Origin of the sequence: Bradyrhizobium sp. 1200_D9_N1_1, assembly GCF_052075915.1 — a bacterium.
In the GTDB taxonomy this organism is placed as follows: domain Bacteria; phylum Pseudomonadota; class Alphaproteobacteria; order Rhizobiales; family Xanthobacteraceae; genus Bradyrhizobium; species Bradyrhizobium diazoefficiens.
In genome coordinates, this window is the sequence record NZ_CP197226.1 from 4810840 (window position 1) to 4829926 (window position 19087).

The following is a 19087-nucleotide window of genomic DNA, read 5'->3' on the forward strand; positions in this document are numbered from 1 at the left end:
GCACCGCCGCAAACGCGGCGACGGCGCAACGCTCCCGCGCACATCATCCGCGCTCTCCCGCGGTCGATCGTTCCGGCGCGGACGTGAATCCGCGGGCGCGCTTCGCGGTCCCCGGCTGGAGCGATGAAGCAACGCAGCGGTGGCGGAACAGCGCCTCGTCCAATGTCGGCCGGGGCGGATAGCGGGTCGGTTACGTTGTCGGCCAGAGTCGGCGACCGTCGCAGATATGGAAAAATCGGCGACGTGCTGTGAACCGGCTCACAGTCGGTCTCCGCGGCCGCTGCTATGAAGGCCGCATTGCTTTACCGATTGATATTTTGAAAACGCCCCGGCGCTTCCCACCAGGCGCTGGGGTTTTCATTTGGATCACGGCAACGCCAAGAGTTCGCGAAGCGCGATCCGATGGCTGGGTGATTTCTGAAAAGGGAAGGCGGGGCGGCTACGCCGCCTGCTCCTCGAACGAGGTGTATATCCGGCCGGTTGGATCAACGATCTGAACGTCCCAGCACCCGTCCGCGACGAGCTCTCTGGCCTTCTTGAGGGCGGCCTCGAGTGACAGCCGCTTGAGGCTGACGACGCCTGCCGTGTCGAAACCGTTGATTTCAAACATGCCGCTCCCTCCTATTTTGGTGAATCTTACACCTTTTGAGGGCGTTGTCTCGCGGCTTTGTCGCGCTTCGGAGCAGGCTGCCCCATTGCTCATTCCATCGCCTGGGCCCCGCAATCGGCCGGGGTGGCCGGGCCTGCCGGGCGGCCCGGCCGCTAACGTGAAATTAAGCCGAAAAGCCTACAATTTTAGACAGTTGTAGGTGGGTGCTGCGTAGAGGAGCCGTCGCGAGGACGTTCCGGCGTCGGCTTCCTTTTGCTCGCTCATGAGGTCAATGCAGATGACCACGACTTTGGAAGCGCAAGGCCTCGTCGAACAACTCGACCCCGCAGCGCTCGCGCTCGCAGCCGCCGCGCCCGAACCCGCCGCCCCGGAAGCTCCAGTTCCGGTCAAGCGCTCCAGCCGGAAATCGGTCCTGGCGCTGTCGGTGTGTGCTCTGGCCATCAACGGCTCGGCGGCCATCTATACATCGCCGGCCGATTTCTCGTCGCTGAATATCGGCAGTCTGGCCGAACTGCTTCCGCGCCGGGACGCATCCGCACCGAAACCGGATCCGGTTGTCGCCGCCTTGAAGGATATCCAGTCGGCCCAGCAGCAGCACACGGCTTCGCTGCAGGAGAACAACCAAGCATTGCAGCAAAATGCCGCCCTGCTGCAGCAGGACACAATGGTGCTGCTGTCCCTGCGCCAGAGCATCACGGACGAACGCTTCGACGTGAGGAAGATATCTTCGCAGCTGTCCACGCTGATCGCGAAGGTGGACTCGCTGCAAGGCGCAATGATGTCGGACGTCACGTCCTCCATTCGAAGAGCGAATGCTCGCTATGGACTGTCCGCGGCGATGCGCAAACGGATGGTCCGGCAGTCGAAGTCGGTGGGGCCTGTTTCGGTTGGTGGAGCGCCGCTGAGCATGCCGGCTGCAGTTGCGGCGCCGGAAAGCTGAAGATAGGTCGAACGAAACGCTTGGGACTGTGCCCGCACTGAACTGGCCCGCTGGTTCACGCTGGCGGGCCTCGGCGCTCCCGGCGCTCTGATCCGCAATTGAATCGGCAGCCGGGAGCCTTGGGGGCTGGAATGCAAGCCGTGCCACGCTCGCTCTTAAGCTGCAATCCGTGAGACGTCGAACTCCGGTAGTTGTACGGAGTCCATTTTCGGAACGGGGTGTTCTACTGTGAGAACACCGGCGAGATTTGAGTACCAGCCAATTTCTAGTTGTCCGGGAATGCCGCAGTGGGGGCTGGAACCACCCTGCGGCTTTTCCCGTTGGGCTTAGTTCCTAGCCGTCGCGGCACGGAACGCCGAAGTTGTCGCAGGTGAGAGCGAAGGTTTCTTTCGCCTTCGCATCTTCAAAGCAGAAGCGCGTGCCGACATCGGCATGATCGATCCACCAATCAAGTTTACTGTCCTTTGCAATGCGGGAGGCTTCTCCTCGCAGCAGATCCAACTGTCTTCCAGCAACGTAGACGATCAGGCAATTTTCCTTGGTCATGAATGACGTCCTTATAATTGAAGCAACGGCTCAATTTGATTCCGACTAAAAATGAAAATCGTGTGGCGTCTCCCGAGAGAAGACGATCATTGATCCCGCTTCAGCTTGCGTCGTCCCCAATGCGGTTCCTTGCCCTTGGGACTGAGCTCGGCGACGTGATGTCTGTTCAGCGGGTCCGTGTGGTTTTCGCAGACCCTCCGCCTCCGACGGAGTGCCCCTTTTGGGCAGTTCATTTCGCCACTTCACCGGCGTAAATTGAACTTGCCGACCGTGCTGGCTTTGCCCCTTCCAGCCCCAGCAAGGAAAGGCAGGCGGCCCTTCCACGCTATCAGCGAGGCGGGGTCGCTGCGTGTGGGGACGTGGAAAGGCAGCGCCACGGTTCACGCTGGCGGGCCTTCCTTGGGAAATTTACGGGTGGCTGTCCGCTGTGGGGTGGCGTTGCAAGCTTCGATAGCTTTCCGATAATACTCCGCCACCTTGAGAAGACCCTCACGCTCAAGATCGAGGGAAGCGATGGCTGCGTGCTCTCTGCAAGCGCGTTCGAGCCTGCGGAATTCCTTTAATTCCCGGTTCAACGACTGCTCCTCAGGCCCGAGGGACGCGATAAGCGGCGAGACCGGCAATGTATCCAATTGCCGAAAGTTCCCGCTTCATCAACTCGCACGCGAAATATGGCCTTTTTGCAGCGGTCTCACGTGCGTTCGAGCTCGCGAACTGCGGCGGCACGCCGCTCTCGAAATCTGGCCTGACCTCAGCTCCGCGGCGGCCGCAACCGGCACAGACGAAGCGCGGCTCGATACCAGAGAGGCGAACATCGTCAGGCCAGCGATCGGCGCTCAGAGTTCAGAGCGATATGATGGCCGCAATGGCAATAGACGAGGACGCCGCGCAAGCCCATCTCCCGCATCTCGCCGAAGTGATCTTGACGGGGCGGCCGTCAACGTGCGTGGGCGTGTGGCGGCGGGCAGGGCGGGGCATGCCGCCATCGAAACGCGGCGCAGGCCAGAGTCAAATTATCAATCCCTTGGGTCTCGGAACGCGCGCGAGCTACTGCGCGTCGTGGGGGCTTCGGTCCCGCGCTCACGCCGTCGGCGCTGAACTTGAACGAGCTAGGTTCGCTTGGCGATTTTTTCTTTTGCCCTTTCTGGGCGTGGCCAGCTGCCGATCATGCTTTTCAGGCCGATCCCATCGAGTTGCAACCGCTCCCCCCGACGGCGGAAATCGGGCGGCCCAGCGCTGTTCGAACCTTCGTTGAAGGTCTAGGGGGATGGTACTCATAACCCGCCTCCGTCCTCCTGCTCTGGTCCTTAACGCGTGTCGCGGTCGAAGGCTCCTTACGCGGCCCGTCCTTGACCTGAGCGGGGCGCCGGAGTCTGATCAGCCGCATGGGGCAATATCAACACGACATCGACGAACTCGCGCGCATGGAGCGCATCTGCCTGGAATTGGCAGGGCAGGCGACCACGGCTGAGGAGCGCGCCGGCCTGCTTGTTACGGCAAACAATTGCAGGGCCGAGATCTCCGACCGTGAGAGCAGCAATCGAATTGTCAGCACAGTGCCCACGCGGGGCTTTTTCAATCGGTTGATGGTCTGGCGTAAGCTATTGAATTTGCTTGGTGAGCGCGCTGGGGCTCGAACCCAGGACCCCGTGATTAAAAGATCAGGACGCCGCTGACACCCATTTCGCGCATCTCGCCGAAGGTGATCTTCACCGGGCGGCCGCCTGGCAGGGTAGGGCCGATGCGTCTGATTGGGCGAGGCATCCCGCCAAGAATGGCTTGCCCAGAGCCGAGTCAAATTGTCGATTCCCAGCAGGTCGGAACGGCGTCGGGCGACTGCGGGTCGTGGGTGGAAATCTCGCCTACAGCACAACTCCTCCTGGTGGGAGTGCGGCTTCAGCTTGCGCTTCTTGATGACCTTGCGGCGAGGGGGGCGGCGCGACTAGCGCGCATCTCATCCAAGGCCCTCCGCCGCCGTCGATGACTTTGAAGGACATGCCCGTCTCCCTGTCTGGGCAAAGCTGCCTTCGCTCTCGGCGGTTGTCCAGCCACCGCGTGCTGTGCTTCCGTCATCGTCTGAACCACAAGGGCTAGAAAATTCGCGTGACGATCCCGGCCTTGGCGCCCTAATAAGGATCGAGGGGGCAAACTGCATGAGCGTTACACCAATCGCACTTCACAGAGCTTCGGCCGTAGGCGCCTTCCGCTGGACTGTGTTCTTCTTTGTCGCCATTGCAGCTTTTGCTCAGCGAGACGAAAAAACAGGGACAATCCTGGCGACACTCGTCTTTCTGATTGACGTGGTGTCGTGGAACCTCGGCGAGCTGATCGCAGCAACCACAGTCGCGTCTTCGAACCAGCAATGGCACAGTACGCTCACCGATCGGTTGATTTTCGAGAAAACTGCTCGATCGCTTCCGCGATCGTCAGCATATCGATTTCGAGCAGATCACTCGGGAGGGCACGCGGGCTGCGACCGAGGACGTCAATAAGTATATGCGCGACACGACGTTCTGGTCAGAGTGGGGTGGCTTTAGAAAGACGCTTCTTGGGATCGGATATTATCTTTGGTTCTGGATCAGCTATAGGGCCGCGGCGACCTTCGTTCCGGCGTCCGCCAAGGGCGCATTTACTGTGAGCGCTGCTCTCGACTTGAAGGCGGCGCGCCTATGTTTGCCTGTTCGTTCCCGCGTACTTGTGTATCCGTCCCGGCTCGTTGTCCACGGCGGGACGATCGAGCTTATCCAACGCAAAAAGCAGCGACGCAACACGGTTGGCCGAAGCGGCCCATTCCGCAAGACGAGGATAGTTGTCCGTAAACCAGCTGCAGGCACTTTGGACCACAACGAACGCCGCCGCAGCCTGTACGACCTCGCCGAGGAGCATTGTGCCGGCAACATATTTTGGCATGCAGAGCAGCACGCCGATCACGGGCGTCAGCAGCGAGTTCGTGTGGGTTATGATTGTGAGGCGCACGAGTTGCCAGCAATAGTTCAGCCACGAAGCAATCACCGCCTTGAGGGCAGGGTGGATCGCGCGAATTCCATCGTCGCCTTTCATACCGGGCGCCATGCTTTCTCCGCTTTCACGCACATGGGTTCCAACGGCCCTCAACTGTGCCTCGGCCCGCTTGTTTTCCTCCAGAACGTCCGTCAGTCGGCGGCCGATCAACATCGTCACGGCTGCCACGGCGATCGAATAGACGACGACGGCGACGACCAGATAGCCGGGAATGGTCAGAGTGAGACCCGCTGCATCGATCGTGAGATTGCCTCCGACCACCCCGAGGATGCCGATAAAGGTGGCCGCTGTCAGGAGAGAAGCGACGAGCCCGAGAACGAGGTCGACCGGGAGGTCCGTTGCCAGTCTGCAGTCCTCGGCGATTCGATATTCAGGGGCCTGATAGTCTCCCGCCACGAAGTTCAGTCGCACAAAGCGATCCCGCTCCAGCCAGTAGCGGTAAAGCTCATCGCTGAGCCAGGCTCTCCACTTTCGCTGGAGCGTCATCCGCCCCCAGACCGAGAAGACGGCGAGCGACAGACTGGCCGCAGCGAGCGGCATGAATCGCAGCGCCTGGCTGAGGAGCTCTTTCCCGTCCTTGCGCTCGACCGCGTTGAAGAAGTCGCGATTCCAGAAGTTCAGCGAATACTGGGTCAGCAGTTGCAGAAGAACTGTCGCGACGAGCAACACGGTGAGAAGCCAGGCCCAGCCCGCCGACTTGCCTTTCCAGAAGCCGCGAGCACTTTTCCAGAAGCGCAGCAGCAACTGCCGTTCGCCGGGCGAGTGGTATGTCTCGTTGCTAAGCATGATAGCCGGCTATGATTGTGACGTTCACGTTGGATGCGAGGCGATGAACGTCCGCACCGAGGCAAAGCCCCGTTCCGGGACTGAGCAGCGCCGCCGAACCGCCGGCAACACCATAACGCAGGGCGCTATCGAGCTTGTCGCCATTGGCGAGGCGCGACACCATCGCCCCCAGGAAGCTGTCGCCTGCGCCGGAAACGCTGACAGGCTCCAAAGGAAGGCCATTCGCACGCAAGGCGATGTCGCGCGTCAGGAGCAGGGCCCCGCCGGGGCCCATCGAGAGAGCAATGATCTCGATGCGATAACGATCGATCAGGCGGCGCCCCGCCTCCAGGAGCGAGGACTCGTCGGCGCCACTGATCCCGGCCAGCTCCTGAAACTCCCGAAGGTTGGGCTTGATGAGATAGACGCCCGCTTCCAGCGCGGCTTTGAGCGAGGCGCCGGACGTATCAACGACGACCTTGGCCGCTCCCGTCGATGCCCTGACCACCCTGCCGTAGAAATCGGCCGGGGCTCCCGGCGGCAGGCTGCCGCTTGCGATGACAAAGGCAGCCTGCGGACTGAGACGCGCAATTGCGTCGAGACACTGCTGCCATTCGAATTCGTTGAGGCAGGCGCCCGGAAATACCAGCCGGAACTGCTCCTTGCTCGTCTCGTCGAAGATGGTGATGTCTTCGCGGGTATCGTTCGATATCGGGATGACGATGCTGCGCACGGCCTCACGTTCAACCAGCGCCGTCAGGGTTTGCCCGGTTGCGCCGCCGGCTGGATAGACTGCGGTCGCCTCAAAGCCCAGCCGTTTCAGGACACGGGCCACATTGATTCCGCCACCGCCGGGATCGCGCTGAGGCGCGGCGCAGCGCATTTTCGTGTAGGGCACCATCTTGCTGACCGAGGTCGAGATATCGACAGCCGGGTTGATGGTCAGGGTGACGATGTCGCGTTGCGGTACCTCAGCCAATGCCTTCGACCTCCATCAGGTTACGGAGGCCGACGAATGCGACGTCGTCGTCCAGGATCAGATAGGCCGGTATCGGCTCGAGGAATTTTCGGAGCCGCCCCTTCTCCTCGAAGCGCTGGCGAAACTGGGACGCGGCAAGATAGTCCGGCAGGTGGCGCAAGATGCCGCCGCCGATGAATATCCCGCCTCTCGCGGTCAGCGCGAGCGCGAGGTTGCCCGCGACGGACCCCAGCATCGCGCAGAACATGTCAACGGCGGAGCGGCTGATCGGACACGTTCCCTCAATTCCGGCCCGCGTAATGTCGGACGCGCGGCGCTTTGGCGGCGTCGCGCCGTCGATGCAGGCGAGAGCGTCATACAGGTTCTCGAGCCCCGCGCCCGACAGAATGCGTTCGGCCGACACATGTCCGAAGCGTTGCCGCAAATGCTCAATCACCGCATCCTCGCGCAACGAACCGCCTGCCAGCGTGGCATGGCCTCCCTCGCTGGCGAGAACGATCTGTCCGCCGGGGTGTGGTATGCTCACCGCCATTCCCAGGCCGGTGCCGGGGCCGATCGCGGCAAGGGGTGCCCCCGGCACCTGCTGCCGCCCGCCGAGCTGCAGCAAACTGTCGGGGCCAAGCCGGGGCAGGGCCCATGCGACCGCTTCAAAGTCGTTGATCAAACGGACGGCCGAAAACCCATAGGCCCCGCGCAATTCCTCTGCGTCGACGATCCAGGAATTGTTCGTGAGTGCGCAGCGGGCATTCTGAACCGCGCCAGAGGCGGCGAGGATTGCATGAGCAGGCCTCTCGGCCCTGGCCGAAGCGCCGAGATAGGCAGCGAGGGCCTCCTGAAAGGTAGCGTAGTCCTTGACCGCCATATGTGTGATCGCGCCGAGCTCGCCGTCAGTCAGCAGTGCGAAGCGGGCGTTGGTCCCTCCAACATCTGCAAGCAACGCGGCTCGTCCTTCCAGCGTCGCCTTGATCATGGCTGCACCGCCCTGATCAGCCCGGCATACCAGCCGAAAGACGATTTCGGGATTCGCCGCAGCGAAGCATAATCGACATAGGTCAGGCCGAACCTGATGCTGTAACCGGAGGCCCACTCGAAATTGTCGAGCAGAGACCAGACGAAATAGCCACGAACATCGACGCCGTGGGCCGCGGCGTTATTCATCGCGTTGATATAGGCCTTCAGGAACTCTATCCGGCCCGGGTCGATCACCGCACCGGTCTGGTCGGGCTGGCCGGAATCGCCGTAGCCATTCTCGAGCACGTAAATCGGCAGGCCGTACCGTGTGCGGACCGCCTGCAACGTCTCGCTGAAGGCCTCGGGATCGATCGGCCATCCGATCGGGGTCAAGGGGACGCTGGCGGGCTTGTCGCCGAAGTCGTAGCCCAGCATCGAATCCGCCCGTGCCTTCACATAGACCGGGCTATAGTGGTTCAGCCCGAACCAATCCAGCGGACGGCAAATCCGCGTCAGGTCGCCTGGCTGCATATGCGGTTCGATTGCCGCGCGCATCGATGGCGGATATTCGCCGCGGCATTGCGGATCCGGAAAGGCCGCGTTCCAGTACACATCCAGCCGTGCCGCAGCCGCTTCATCGGCCTCGCTTGCACTGGAAGGCCGGCATGGCTGTCGATTATGGATACAGCCGATCGAGGCGCCGATCACGTTGGCGCGAAGCACATCCACCGCCGCCCCGTGGGCGAGATTGACGTTGTGGATCATGCGGTGGAACTTGTCCTCGCTGCTATGCTCCCGCTTGCCGAGCGAACGGCTGAACAGGCTGAAGATCGACGGCTCGTTGAATGTCGCAAAGCGCTTGACCCGGTCGCCAAATCGCGCGGCGATCAACGTCACATAGTCGGCGAACCACGCCGCCGACTCACGGTTCAGCCAGCCGCCGCGCTCCTCCAGGGCCTGCGGCAGGTCCCAATGATACAGGCACAGCCACGGTTCGATACCGGCGGCCACGAGCTCGTCGATCAGCCGGTCATAGAATGAAACGCCGGCCTCGTTGGCGGATCCGAGTCCCAGCGGCAGGACGCGCGGCCAGGCAACCGAGAACCGGTACGCCTGTACGCCCAACGTCTTCATGAGGCCGACATCTTCGCGGTAGCGATGATAATGGTCACACGCGACGTCGCCGGTATCGTGATTTTTGATTTCACCGGACCGACAATAGATGTCCCAGATGCTGAGTCCGCGCCCGTCCTCCTTCGTTGCCCCTTCGATCTGGAAGCTGGAGGTGGAAACGCCCCAGATGAAACCGGGGCGCAGGCTGGCGGTGTTTGGCAGTTGCGTTGTCGGCATGGACGACCTGCTTGGTCCTGCTTGGTCCTGCTCATCGGCGACCGGCATGCTGTTGCGCGGTCAGCCGCTGATCTCAGGCACGTTGTCTCACTGCGACATTGGTAGTCATGCCGGTTCCGAATGGTATTGAGATAGGTCAAGAGGCCCCGAGCCGGCCGTGCAATGGATTGATATCCTTAGAACGTTGCCGGGGTCCGCGCTTGCAAAGAACGAAATGGGGAGGGGTCGTCGACGACGACCTCAGAGGAAGCGGCTTCTTCCGCGTTTCCGAGCGCAATGGCGTATTCTGGCTCATCGATCCCGATGGTGGCCGCTTTCTCTCGAAGGGTGTCAACACGGTCCGCTTCGATCAAGACCGCATCGGCCGGACCGAGCGCGTGCCATACGCCGAGACTTGCCGAGCCAAGTACGGCAGCCTGCAAAGCTGGCGTGCCGCTGCGTCTACTCGACTGGCAAGCTGGAATTTCAACACGGTCGGCTGCTGGTCGGACGAAGGCGTCGCCAGTGCGGGATCGCAATTGTTGGCGATCACGCCGATCAGGGAACTTGGCGCATCCTTTCGCCTGCACCGACGCGATCAGATATTTCCCGATGTCTTCGATCCCGAATTCGCGGCGCATATCTGCGCAAGTGCCAAGGAGCGCTGCACGCTTCGTCGCAATGATCCCGGCTTGCTCGGCACTTTTATCGATAACGAGCTCTACTGGTCGACTGACGCGCGCGGACCCGACGAATTGCTTACGCTGTTCCTGAATCTGCCGTCTCATCGTCCTGGTCGGGTTGCTGCCATATCGAGGCTGCAAGCGCATTATCGGGATATCTCCGAGTTCAATGCGGTATGGCGCACACCGGCGCGATCATGGGAGGAGCTTGGCAGGATCGGACACGTTGTGGCGCCGTTCGTCAGAATGCCGCCCGGAGGCTTGAACGATGCACTCGAGACCAAAGCCAACCTCGCCGACCGCGCGCGCGAGGCGTTTTCAGCAGATTGCGATGCCTTTGTAGCCGTCGTAGCCGACAAGTATTTTGAAGTGTGCGTCTCGGCCATCAAGACGGCTGATCCCCATCATCTCGTGATCGGATCCCGGTTCGGCTGGCAGCCGCCGCGGGGAGTGATCGCCGCGGCCGGTCGACACCTCGATGTGATCTCCTTCAATTGCTACGAGTTCGACCCCGGTCCGGTCATCGATGCTTATGCCGCTACCGGCAAGCCATGCCTGATCTCCGAATTCTCCTTCCGCGGCGACGACGCGGGCCTGCCAAATTCCAAAGGGGCGGGGCCGCGTGTGGCCACTCAGACCGAGCGCGCCCGTGCCTTCCAGGGCTACGTTGTGGCGGCCCTCGGCAAGCCGAATGTGGTCGGTTATCACTGGTTCGAGCATGCCGATCAGCCGGTGCAGGGGCGCTTTGACGGCGAAGATTCGAATTTCGGCACAGTGACCGTCGACGACCGGGTCTATGACGAGCTTACGAAGACGATGACCAGGGTCAACGCCGCGGCAGAACGCATTCATGCCGCTGCCGTCCCGGCTGTGATCTGATCGTTACAGCGAGAGGAGGCCTCGCGTCTCGGATTCTGGCTGATTTGTTTCGGCGTCGGACACCACGGCCATGGTGCGAAACACGCTTGAAGGATTGACGCTGATCGAATCGATGCCAAGCCCTGTCAAGTATCGCGCGATCTCCGGATAGTTCGCAGGCGCCTCGCCGCAGATGCCGATATGGCGACCGTTCCGCTTTGCGCCGACCACCGCCTGCCGGAACAACTCCAGAATTCCTGGGTCGCGTTCGTCGAAGTCGAAGGCCACGATATCGGAATCCCGGTCGACCCCCAGCGTGAGCTGGGTAAGATCGTTGGACCCAATCGAAAAGCCATCGAACAACCGAGAAAACGCGTCGATCTGGATGACGTTATTCGGGATCTCGCACATGACGTAAATCTCGAGACCGTCTTCGCCGCGCCGCAGTCCATTGGCAGCCATCGTCGCGATCACGCGGCGGCCCTCCTCGACGGTTCGGCAGAACGGCACCATGACGCGCAGATTGGAGAGACCCATCTCCTTTCGCACCAGGCGGAGCGCGGCGCACTCCAAGGCAAACCCTTCGGTGTAGGCGGGATGACTGTAGCGGGAGGCGCCCCGGAATCCCAGCATCGGATTCTCTTCCCTGGGCTCGAAGCCTTCCCCGCCAATCAGGCTGGCATATTCGTTGGTCTTGAAATCGGAAAGCCGTACGATCACCGGCTTCGGATAGAATGCCGCGGCGATGGTGCCGACGCCTTCCGCCAGTCGTTGAATAAAGAAATCGGCCGGGCTCTTGAAGCCCTTCGTCAGGCGGGCGATTGCGGTCCGCGCCTTGGTTGACGTGACCTTCTCCGGCTTGAGCAGCGCCATCGGGTGAACGCCGATATGTTCACTGATGATGAACTCCATGCGGGCGAGGCCAACTCCGGCCTGCGGCTGCATCGCCGTGCGGAACGCCATTTCCGGGGTTCCGACATTGACCATGATGGCCGTGCGCGGCTGCCGCAGTTCGCTCACTGGCGTCCTGGTAACGTCGAAGGCAACCGCCCCCTGATAGACGCTGCCGATATCGCCTTCCGCACAGCAGATCGTGACGTCGGTTCCGCTCTTGATCTTCTCGGTCGCGTGTGTGGCGCCCACCACGGCGGGGATACCCAGCTCTCGCGCCACGATCGCGGCATGGCAGGTGCGACCGCCCTTGTCGGTGATGATGCCGGCCGCGATCTTCATGACCGGCTCCCAATCCGGGCTGGTCGCCGGCGCCACCAGGATTTCACCCGGCCTGAAGGCCGCCAGATCGCGCGCGGTCGAAATGCGGCGCGTGCGCCCTGAAGCGATCTTCTCTCCCACCGCGCGACCGTTGACGATGACCGGGCCGTGTCCCTTCAGGTTATACGTCTCATAGAAGTCCGACGAGCGCTGCGAGGCAACGGTCTCGGGCCGGGCCTGAATGATGTATAGCTTCCCGTCGACACCGTCCTTGGCCCATTCGATGTCCATCGGCATCGAAACGCCGGCATGTTTGGAGTAGTGGGCTTCGATCCGGACCGCGATCTCGGCAAGGCTCAGCACTTCGGGGTCGGAAATGCAGAATTTCTGTCGTTCGGCGTCAGGCACATTGCGGGTGGACGTCGCATGACTGCTCCCGAGCTTGCCATAAATCATACGGATCTGCTTGGCTCCGAGTCGGCGCCGCAGCACTCGGCGAAAACCTTGGCTCAGCGTCGGCTTGTGGACGTAAAATTCATCTGGATCGACCTGGCCCTGCACGATGGTTTCGCCGAGACCGTAGCAGCCGGTGACAAAGACCACGTCACGAAAACCCGTTTCGGTATCGAGCGTGAAAACGACTCCGCTCGCCGCCAGATCGGAACGGATCATTTTCATCACGGCGACGGAGAGCGCGACCTTGAAATGATCGAAGCCGTTGTCGATGCGATAAGAGATCGCGCGATCGGTGAAAATGGAAGCAAAGCAGCGCCGGCAAGCTTCGAACAAATCCTTGGGCCCGCGCACATTGAGAAAGCTTTCGTGCTGGCCGGCAAAGCTCGCCGTCGGCAGATCCTCCGCCGTCGCGGAGCTTCGTACGGCGACAGCGACCCCGATCCCGGCCTCGCGTTCAAGATGCCGATAGGCTTCTACGATCTGCTCGCGCAGCAGCGGCGTGTCCATCGCCTTGTATATGACCTCGCGGGCCTTGGCGGCCTTGCCGGCGAGCTGTCTGATCTTGCTCTTGTCGATCCCGTCCAGAAGACGGTGCAGCTTGTCCGCGACCCCGTCTCGCGATAGCGCTTCGCGATAGGCGTCCGCCGTGACGGCGAAGCCATCTGGGACGGCAACCCCTTGGGATGCGAGAGCCGAATACAATTCGCCGAGCGAAGCGGTCTTGCCGCCGACCAGCCCGACATCGCCCAATCCGATTTCGAGGAAGGATCTGATATATCCAGACATGCAAGCAACAGATCACGCCGGGCCTGTCCGGCCTTGAGGCAGGTCAACCTTTCGATGGATTTACGTGTCTCCCTACAAGCCGTCGATCACGTTCCGGAGCAAAGTCTGGACACGCTCAGCCGACGCCTTGAGGTCAGGATTTGAGCCCGCTCTGCTGCTGCGATGTCGCGGCTGCGATAGCGAGTTGAACGGTTTCGTCCTGCGTCTTGATGGCCCGGGTCAGGGAAAGCAGCCGTTGGCGGGTGTCGTAAAGCTGATCAAGCAGCGACAGCACCACCGGTAGCGCGTTGTCATCAACATCGAGCTCATAGGTCAGCGTACAAATGAGACGGATTCGCGCGCATTCCATGTCCGAGAACATCAGCGACCCTCCGTTCTGTTGCGGCGCGACCAGTTCTTCGCTGATCCAACGTTCGAGATCGCTGCGCTGGAGCGCGGAGATGGTGGCCAAAAGATCATCGACGTCCATCATGGCAACATATCCTTGCGTGGATCCTGAGGGTTTTTCGGCCGCCATGCTTCCAGAAATTCTACCAGTTCGGGTTCTTCGGCCGTAGGGAGGATCACCTTCAGCGTGATCAATTGATGTCCGCGCTGCCCGGTTTTTCGGTTGCGGATACCTCTTTCGCGCAGCCGCAGTGTGGTGCCGGAATTCGAACCCTTCGGGACTGTCACCGTTACCGGTTGAGTGATTGTCGGCACCTCGATCTTGCCTCCCAGCACCGCCTCGCGCAGGGTTACGGGTATTTCGACATGGATGTTGTCGTCCTTGCGGTGAAAGAACGGATGCGGCTGGATGTGCAACTCGACATAGGCATCGCCTGGCGCCCCGCCGCCATAGCCAGGCATTCCCTGGCCTTTCAGCCGCAGCATCTGTCGGTCCTCGGCGCCCTCGGGGACAATCACCTCCAGGGTCTTGCCGTCCGGCAGTGTGATGGTGAGGGTGGCGCCGCTGGCGGCGTCCACGAAGGCCACTGGCAGCACATAGCTCCCATCCTGACCGCGCGCCCGGAATGCCCTCTCTGATCGTCGCCCTTTGCCGGCAAACGCTTTTGCCAGGAACTCTTCCAGATCCTCGTTGCTGTCAAATCCATCCTGTGCGGCGTGCGAGGTGTAGGCAGGCCGGTCGGCGAAGTCGCGATAGAATCGCTCCTGCTGTCGCTCTGCGCCGCTGGCGTCGATCTCACCCGCGTCAAACCGCCGCCGCTTCTCCTTGTCCTTGAGCAGATCGTTGGCAGCCGAGATTGCCTTGAACTTGGCCTCCGCCTCCTTGTCGCCCGGATGGAGGTCAGGATGAAATTTGCGCGCGAGTTTTTTGAAGGCGCTCTTGATTTCCTTGTCGGTCGCGGATCGGGTTACGCCAAGGGTCTCGTAAGGGTCTTTCATTTCACCTGATCCCCGAAGGTTTACGAAATCCAGTCAATCTTCGGGGCCTTTCTGGGAACGGGCGCCGCCGCTGTTTTGGGATGCCCTACGATAATGGGTGCGACTGGCACGGTCGTGCCGGAAAGCCTGAGCGACGATTTCCCCTCCGAGGTTCCAAGCCAGCCCTGCGCAAACCCGATCCAGCATGTTCCCAATCCGGCGGCGCAGGCAGCCAGCATCAAGTTCTCAGCCGCCAGGGCGCAATCCTCAACGACCCATGGGCCCTCGGGTGCCGAGATCACGACCAATGCCGGAGCGTGATAGAATATGTCGAAATCCGGATTTTCGAGGATGCTTTGGAAGTGATGCGATGCCAGCGCCGCCGCCGAGGTTTTGAGCATATGGGCCTTTGCCTCGCGGGAAATGCGCGCGAGCAACGTTTTGTCCCGCACGACTGTAAACAGCCATGGCTGGTGGTTGACGGCGCTGGGCGCCTGGATGGCAGCATCAATGAGTTTCCTCAATACGTCCTCGTCAACCGGTTGCGAGGTGAATTCGCGTACGGCGTGCCGACTATAGATGGCTTCCTTGAGATCCATGGCCGTCTCCATTTGCATTCAATGGATCCTGACGCGCTCGCCATTTCGCGGTTTGATGTCGATCAAATCGATGGGGGCGCAATGGTCCTAAGTTTTCTTCGAGATTGATCGTGCATGACTCAACCTAGCTGAGATGCAGGAGAGGCCATCATGGGATCGGTAGCGCTGAATCCAGATCGCCCTGGTGAAGTTAAGTCGTTTCCCGCGCTCCGGGCAGAGATGGTCAAGCGCCATATCGCCGCGCGCGGTGTGCGTGACGAACTCGTGCTCGAGGCAATGGGCAAGGTGCCGCGTGAGCTGTTCCTGCCAGCGAAGCTTCGCGAATTTGCCTACGAAGATTCGCCGCTCCCGATCGCCGGGGAGCAGACCATTTCTCAGCCCTACATCGTCGCTTTCATGGCGGAGGCGCTGATGCTCAAGGGCGGCGAGAAGGTGCTGGAGATCGGAGCCGGCTCCGGTTACGCCGCCGCGGTGCTGTCGGAGATCGCGGCCGATGTGTACACGGTCGAACGCCTCGGTCCGCTTGCGGAAGAGGCGGCGGCCACACTTACCGAGCTCGGTTACGATAACGTCCACGTGCTGCATGGTGACGGCACCAAAGGCTGGCCCGAACATGCGCCCTACGATGCCATCGTCGTAGCCGCCGGCGGTCCGCAGGTTCCGGAGGCGCTCAAGGAGCAGCTGAAGATCGGCGGCAGGCTGGTCATTCCTGTCGGCGCCGATCAGCGTACCCAGGAATTGGTGCGGGTCGTCCGCCTTTCGAAGGACGAATTTCGCAGCGAAGACATTGCAGACGTCCGCTTCGTTCCATTGATCGGAGAGGAAGGGTGGGCGGCCGCAAAAGGCGAGACCGCGCCCGCGCGCCGGGCGCTGCGGCCTGTTGCTCCGGACGAGGAAACGCTGGTCCGCAATATCGCCGACGCCGCCGAATCATTTCCATCCATCGAGGCGGCCGATCTCAGCCCGCTGATGGAGCGTATCGGGTCGGCGCGCGTCGTGCTGCTCGGCGAGGCGACCCATGGCACCTCCGAGTTCTACCGGATGCGCGAACGCATTACCCGCGACCTGATCGTCAAGAAGGGATTTCGCTTCGTGGCGATCGAGGCGGACTGGCCGGATGCCGCCCGGGTCGATCACTATGTGCGGCATTTCCAGTATCCGCCGTCGGAGTGGACCGCGTTTGCACGGTTTCCGACCTGGATGTGGCGAAACACCGAGGTACGCGATTTCGTCAGCTGGTTGCGCAAACACAACGGTACGGTGGAGAACACCACGCGCGTCGCGTTTCACGGTCTCGATCTCTACAGCCTCTACGATTCAATCCGGTCGGTCCTGAACTATCTCGACGAAGTCGATCCAGCCTCGGCGCGTGTAGCCCGCGAGCGTTATGGTTGCCTGACGCCGTGGCAGCGCGATCCCGCCACGTACGGCCATGCGGCGCTGACCGGATCCTATCCGACCTGCGAATCCGACGTGGCGCACGCACTCACTGATCTCCTGGCGAAGCGCCGGGCGTATGCCGAGCACGATGGCGAGCGCTTCCTTGATGCCGAGCAGAATGCGCGCCTGGTGGCCAACGCCGAGCGCTATTACCGCATCATGTACTACGGCTCGCGCGCGTCGTGGAACCTGCGCGACAGTCACATGTTCGACACCCTCAAGAACCTGCTGGCATTTCACGGGCCGGACAGCAAGGCGGTGGTGTGGGCGCACAACTCGCATGTCGGCAACGCCGCGGCGACCGAGATGGTCGCCCGCGGCGAGCACAATATCGGGCAGCACTGCCGCAAGGCTTTTGGCGCCCAGGCGTATCTGGTCGGCTTCGGCACCCACAGTGGCACGGTTGCCGCGGCGTCCGATTGGGGCGGCCCGATGGAGGTCAAGACCGTCCGCCCATCGCTTCCCAACAGCTATGAACGGCTGTGTCACGCAACGGGCCTTCCGCGCTTCATGCTCGGTCTGCGCGGTCCCGGCGATCTCTGCGGTCCGGAGGGTCTCGGCAGGGAACGGCTCGAGCGGGCCATCGGCGTAATCTACAGGCCTGAAACCGAACTTGCGAGCCACTATTTTCAGGCCAGTTTGCCGCAGCAGTTCGACGAATATATCTGGTTTGACGACACCAGGGCGGTAACTCCGCTGGAGACCGCCGAAATCGCCGGGCTTCCCGACATGTATCCGTTCGGGGTGTGATCTCGCTATGAGCAGTCGGAGGGCGATAGAGAAAGCGGAGTCGTTCCGGCCAATGGAGCAGTTCGACGAGTGAATGCGACATGAGCAAGAATGATCAGAGGGAGCAGACGCGCCTGGTGAAGCATGAGCCGGGGGTGCCCGTACCGGACCGGGGCGCAGGCGTCCTGGAGACGAGGAAGGCCGATCGGGCGATCAAGGATGCTCTTGAGGACGATGAGGTGAGAGAAGCACTCAGGCCGCATCACAACTGTTTCTACCACTGAGGAGAGGTCGACATGCGAAACATCGTCCTGCTCGCTGCTGCCGCGGCGATCCTTTCAATCGCAACTGTATTTCCGAGCAGCGCCGAAGCCGGATGCTATCGTCTCGGCGAAACCGGCTACCACTGGTATCGCTCCTGCTGGGGACCTCGCTGGATCTACCCTCATCAACGCGTTTGTCGACACGGCTACTGCTGGTATCGATGATCCCTTCTGCCACCAATAAGCGAGGGGTGTGTCCTGATCTAGCGCAAGCCCGTCTGCTCGGGCATCCCGGGAAATCCTCGGAGCTAGGCGCGTCATTTTGGACCGACGCGTATGAAGCCGCTGGCCGGCCACAAGTTCAGCTTGATCTTTGTCAACGCGGCGCCGAGTGCCGGTGGAATCCTTCGCTAATTTAATCGGATGAGGTTTATGATGAGGTGCATCGTAGAGTTGAAGGACGGTAGTGCGATGGAACGGGCGATGGGAGCTCTGGCGAAGTATCGCTACAGGTCGGAGGGCGAGCCCGTTGCTCCCGAAGGACGTCCCCGGGAATGGAAAACATGGCTTCTCGAGATCAATTCGGCAGAGTTCGAAGCAATCCGAGACCATGTCAACAATGGAGACATTGTCGGCATCAAGCCCATCAACGAGGCAGCTGGCGCTGAGTTGCACTGATCACGTGAGCACCCGACATTTGCGCTTTCGCTCCATGCCGACGGCAGGTTCCAGCAAGCGGCAGAGTGCGGGGATTCTGTTGTTTCGCAGAGGCGGCGGTACGCTAGGTCTTGCTCGGTCATCCCGGCGGTCCCTTTTGGCGGCGCCGGGATCGCGGGGCCTGGACTATTCCAAAGGGCCTCGTTTCCGATGGCGAAACGCTGCTTTCGGCCGCACGTCGCGAATTCGCAGAGGAAACTGGCCACGCGGTGACAGCGGAGGTCATCGAGCTTGGCAAAGCAAGCCAGCCGAGCGGCAAGGTGGTCCACGTGTGGGCCGCGTCGGACGATTGGGATCTCGCTGACTTTCGCAGCAATACATTCGAGATGGAATGGCCTCCGCGGTCGGGTCGGCAACAAAGATTCCCCGAAATCGATCGGGTTGAACGGTTCGAGATCGCAGAGGCTCGCTCGAAGATTCTCAAGGGCCAGACGATCTTTCTGGACAGGCTGCTGGAAAGACTTGGAGGGGTCGACGGCAGCAAACGTATGGCGTGTCGCTTCCGGTGCCCGCGTTCGTATTGAAGATATTTCTTGATGAGCATCAGAGTCGTGCCAGAGCGGCAATGGCATGTTGATCATGGAAAGGATAGCGTCAGACCGCGCGGCGATTGACCCCTGCAGCAGGGCAGAGCGTGCACGCAGGACTCAATATGAGCGGTCGCAAAAACAAGAGCATGTCTCGCGGAAAGTCCGCGTCAGCCCGACCGTGTCGTGGTACGGCAAGATCTTGATTGTCGGAGCGCTGCTCGTCACCATGGGATATGAGCTCTTTCGGCTGATGATCGCCTTGGTGGCGCTGGATTAAGCTTGCGCATCCGCAAGAACCGCAAGGCGGC

Annotated in this window: 17 protein-coding genes, 1 tRNA gene and 1 pseudogene; 7 read left to right on the forward strand and 12 right to left on the reverse strand. The window is 61.4% G+C overall.

Annotated elements, in window-relative coordinates:
• Positions 1-439: 439 nt before the first annotated feature.
• The gene (locus AB5K84_RS23150; RefSeq protein WP_165448161.1) at positions 440-610 is read right to left on the reverse strand and encodes a hypothetical protein; all 171 of its coding nucleotides are present in this window, start codon (positions 608-610) and stop codon (positions 440-442) included.
• Positions 611-881: 271 nt separating this feature from the next.
• Here AB5K84_RS23150 and AB5K84_RS23155 point away from each other — a divergent pair, with 271 nt between their 5' ends.
• A complete protein-coding gene (locus tag AB5K84_RS23155; protein WP_038967478.1) occupies positions 882-1550 on the forward strand; it encodes a hypothetical protein in 669 nt (222 codons plus the stop codon).
• A gap of 333 nt (positions 1551-1883) precedes the next feature.
• Here the strand turns inward: AB5K84_RS23155 and AB5K84_RS23160 are convergent, their stop codons facing one another.
• The 7 genes and pseudogenes from AB5K84_RS23160 to AB5K84_RS23190 all read right to left on the reverse strand — a co-directional run bounded on the left by AB5K84_RS23160 (position 1884) and on the right by AB5K84_RS23190 (position 9162).
• Entirely contained in the window at positions 1884-2096 is a 213-nt protein-coding gene (locus AB5K84_RS23160; RefSeq protein ID WP_028173955.1) for a hypothetical protein, read from the reverse strand.
• Between the two features lie 726 nt (positions 2097-2822).
• A pseudogene (locus tag AB5K84_RS23165) lies at positions 2823-3074 on the reverse strand (hypothetical protein); the annotation flags it as partial.
• Positions 3075-3711: 637 nt separating this feature from the next.
• Positions 3712-3791, reverse strand: a tRNA-OTHER gene (locus AB5K84_RS23170).
• A gap of 972 nt (positions 3792-4763) precedes the next feature.
• A complete protein-coding gene (locus AB5K84_RS23175; protein WP_011087429.1) occupies positions 4764-5903 on the reverse strand; it encodes an SbmA/BacA-like family transporter in 1140 nt (379 codons plus the stop codon).
• Positions 5896-6861 (reverse strand): 1-phosphofructokinase family hexose kinase, encoded by a 966-nt coding sequence (locus AB5K84_RS23180; RefSeq protein WP_038967479.1) that lies wholly within the window; start codon positions 6859-6861, stop codon positions 5896-5898. The genes AB5K84_RS23175 and AB5K84_RS23180 overlap by 8 nt, the downstream gene beginning before the upstream one ends.
• Entirely contained in the window at positions 6854-7831 is a 978-nt protein-coding gene (glk, locus tag AB5K84_RS23185; protein ID WP_011087427.1) for a glucokinase, read from the reverse strand. Before glk ends, AB5K84_RS23180 begins: the two co-directional genes overlap by 8 nt.
• Positions 7828-9162 (reverse strand): GH1 family beta-glucosidase, encoded by a 1335-nt coding sequence (locus tag AB5K84_RS23190; RefSeq protein WP_011087426.1) that lies wholly within the window; start codon positions 9160-9162, stop codon positions 7828-7830. Before AB5K84_RS23190 ends, glk begins: the two co-directional genes overlap by 4 nt.
• A gap of 200 nt (positions 9163-9362) precedes the next feature.
• On the opposite strand from AB5K84_RS23190, the gene AB5K84_RS23195 reads away from it, so the two are divergent.
• Positions 9363-10703, forward strand: coding sequence for a hypothetical protein (locus tag AB5K84_RS23195; RefSeq protein ID WP_038967480.1), 1341 nt, complete (start codon positions 9363-9365; stop codon positions 10701-10703).
• Positions 10704-10706: 3 nt separating this feature from the next.
• Here AB5K84_RS23195 and ppsA read toward each other — a convergent pair whose 3' ends face one another.
• The 4 genes from ppsA to AB5K84_RS23215 all read right to left on the reverse strand — a co-directional run bounded on the left by ppsA (position 10707) and on the right by AB5K84_RS23215 (position 15100).
• Positions 10707-13136, reverse strand: a complete 2430-nt coding sequence (ppsA, locus tag AB5K84_RS23200) for a phosphoenolpyruvate synthase (RefSeq protein ID WP_011087424.1) — start codon at positions 13134-13136, stop codon at positions 10707-10709.
• A gap of 133 nt (positions 13137-13269) precedes the next feature.
• A complete protein-coding gene (locus AB5K84_RS23205) occupies positions 13270-13608 on the reverse strand; it encodes a chaperone modulator CbpM (RefSeq protein WP_011087423.1) in 339 nt (112 codons plus the stop codon).
• Positions 13605-14522 (reverse strand): DnaJ C-terminal domain-containing protein, encoded by a 918-nt coding sequence (locus AB5K84_RS23210; RefSeq protein ID WP_011087422.1) that lies wholly within the window; start codon positions 14520-14522, stop codon positions 13605-13607. The genes AB5K84_RS23205 and AB5K84_RS23210 overlap by 4 nt, the downstream gene beginning before the upstream one ends.
• Positions 14523-14542: 20 nt before the next feature.
• Positions 14543-15100: a nitroreductase gene (locus tag AB5K84_RS23215; protein WP_038967488.1), complete on the reverse strand. Its 558-nt coding sequence runs from the start codon at positions 15098-15100 to the stop codon at positions 14543-14545.
• A 150-nt stretch (positions 15101-15250) separates the two neighbouring features.
• Between AB5K84_RS23215 and AB5K84_RS23220 the strand changes: the two genes are divergently transcribed.
• From AB5K84_RS23220 to AB5K84_RS23240, 5 genes are all read left to right on the forward strand, one after another.
• Entirely contained in the window at positions 15251-17290 is a 2040-nt protein-coding gene (locus AB5K84_RS23220) for a protein-L-isoaspartate(D-aspartate) O-methyltransferase (protein WP_011087420.1), read from the forward strand.
• 80 nt (positions 17291-17370) lie between these two features.
• Positions 17371-17553 carry a hypothetical protein gene (locus AB5K84_RS23225; protein WP_038967481.1) on the forward strand — a complete coding sequence of 61 codons (183 nt, stop codon included), beginning with the start codon at positions 17371-17373 and terminating at the stop codon, positions 17551-17553.
• Positions 17554-18003: 450 nt separating this feature from the next.
• Positions 18004-18210, forward strand: a complete 207-nt coding sequence (locus AB5K84_RS23230) for a hypothetical protein (protein ID WP_236842254.1) — start codon at positions 18004-18006, stop codon at positions 18208-18210.
• Between the two features lie 110 nt (positions 18211-18320).
• Entirely contained in the window at positions 18321-18773 is a 453-nt protein-coding gene (locus AB5K84_RS23235) for an NUDIX domain-containing protein (RefSeq protein WP_063921466.1), read from the forward strand.
• A gap of 46 nt (positions 18774-18819) precedes the next feature.
• Positions 18820-19056, forward strand: a complete 237-nt coding sequence (locus tag AB5K84_RS23240) for a hypothetical protein (RefSeq protein WP_038967482.1) — start codon at positions 18820-18822, stop codon at positions 19054-19056.
• Positions 19057-19087: the final 31 nt, after the last annotated feature.

What these genes read in the sequence shown, in the direction of transcription:
- AB5K84_RS23230 (WP_236842254.1), top strand. Translation starts at nt 18,004, where the DNA reads ATGGAACGGGCGATGGGAGCTCTGGCGAAGTATCGCTACAGGTCGGAG.
- AB5K84_RS23150 (WP_165448161.1), bottom strand. Translation starts at nt 610, where the DNA reads ATGTTTGAAATCAACGGTTTCGACACGGCAGGCGTCGTCAGCCTCAAG.
- AB5K84_RS23160 (WP_028173955.1), bottom strand. Translation starts at nt 2,096, where the DNA reads ATGACCAAGGAAAATTGCCTGATCGTCTACGTTGCTGGAAGACAGTTG.
- AB5K84_RS23220 (WP_011087420.1), top strand. Translation starts at nt 15,251, where the DNA reads ATGGGATCGGTAGCGCTGAATCCAGATCGCCCTGGTGAAGTTAAGTCG.
- ppsA (WP_011087424.1), bottom strand. Translation starts at nt 13,136, where the DNA reads ATGTCTGGATATATCAGATCCTTCCTCGAAATCGGATTGGGCGATGTC.
- AB5K84_RS23225 (WP_038967481.1), top strand. Translation starts at nt 17,371, where the DNA reads ATGAGCAAGAATGATCAGAGGGAGCAGACGCGCCTGGTGAAGCATGAG.
- AB5K84_RS23190 (WP_011087426.1), bottom strand. Translation starts at nt 9,162, where the DNA reads ATGCCGACAACGCAACTGCCAAACACCGCCAGCCTGCGCCCCGGTTTC.
- AB5K84_RS23175 (WP_011087429.1), bottom strand. Translation starts at nt 5,903, where the DNA reads ATGCTTAGCAACGAGACATACCACTCGCCCGGCGAACGGCAGTTGCTG.
- AB5K84_RS23210 (WP_011087422.1), bottom strand. Translation starts at nt 14,522, where the DNA reads ATGAAAGACCCTTACGAGACCCTTGGCGTAACCCGATCCGCGACCGAC.
- AB5K84_RS23155 (WP_038967478.1), top strand. Translation starts at nt 882, where the DNA reads ATGCAGATGACCACGACTTTGGAAGCGCAAGGCCTCGTCGAACAACTC.
- AB5K84_RS23205 (WP_011087423.1), bottom strand. Translation starts at nt 13,608, where the DNA reads ATGATGGACGTCGATGATCTTTTGGCCACCATCTCCGCGCTCCAGCGC.
- AB5K84_RS23215 (WP_038967488.1), bottom strand. Translation starts at nt 15,100, where the DNA reads ATGGATCTCAAGGAAGCCATCTATAGTCGGCACGCCGTACGCGAATTC.
- AB5K84_RS23240 (WP_038967482.1), top strand. Translation starts at nt 18,820, where the DNA reads ATGTTGATCATGGAAAGGATAGCGTCAGACCGCGCGGCGATTGACCCC.
- glk (WP_011087427.1), bottom strand. Translation starts at nt 7,831, where the DNA reads ATGATCAAGGCGACGCTGGAAGGACGAGCCGCGTTGCTTGCAGATGTT.